Below are 569 nucleotides of genomic sequence, written 5' to 3'. Positions count from 1 at the left end.
ACACCGGCGAGCATGCGCAACAGCGTGGTCTTGCCCGCACCGTTGAGACCGAGCACGACCACCTTGGAACCGCGATCGATGGCCAGGTCGACATCGGTGAAGATCTCGAGCGACCCGTACGACTTCGTTTCGACTGGGCGCCGGTGGTCAGCGGCGCCGGCTACGACGGCAGCATGGGCGGCTATACGACCTGGTGGTGGGGAGAGAAGGGGCGGGCGACCATCGCACTCTCGAACTCGGTTGCCGAGCAGTGGCCGGGCGTCCGGAGCAAGGCGCTCGTCGCACACGAGGTCGGGCATGCGATCAGTGTCAAGTGTCAGAGCATGTACGACTCCTCAACGCAGGACAGCATCGAGAAGTGGGCGACCGCCTGGGCCATCAGCATGGGCTACACCGACGATGCCAACGGGGTCTGGGCATACGGATACCCTCCGCAGAACTACATCGACGCAGCGGCGGGCTGCCGCTGAGCACGGTCTCCGGATACGGAAGAAGCCGCCGCGATCACTCGCGGCGGCTTCTTCTAGGTCAGACCGAGGTCACTGTCCCCGGCGCTCACGCAACTGCGT

At 65.2% G+C, this 569-nt stretch carries 1 protein-coding gene and 1 pseudogene; one reads left to right on the top strand and one right to left on the bottom strand.

Going from position 1 to position 569, the window contains the following annotated elements:
• A pseudogene (locus tag KZA10_RS17190) lies at positions 1 to 125 on the bottom strand (ATP-binding cassette domain-containing protein); the annotation flags it as partial.
• A 198-nt stretch (positions 126 to 323) separates the two neighbouring features.
• Between KZA10_RS17190 and KZA10_RS17185 the strand changes: the two are divergent.
• A complete protein-coding gene (locus tag KZA10_RS17185) occupies positions 324 to 470 on the top strand; it encodes a hypothetical protein (RefSeq protein ID WP_218683510.1) in 147 nt (48 codons plus the stop codon).
• Positions 471 to 569 lie beyond the last annotated feature (99 nt).

This window comes from Microbacterium sp. BF1, from assembly GCF_019279095.1.
Lineage (GTDB): Bacteria > Actinomycetota > Actinomycetes > Actinomycetales > Microbacteriaceae > Microbacterium > Microbacterium maritypicum.
This window is presented reverse-complemented; position numbering and strand designations above follow the sequence as displayed.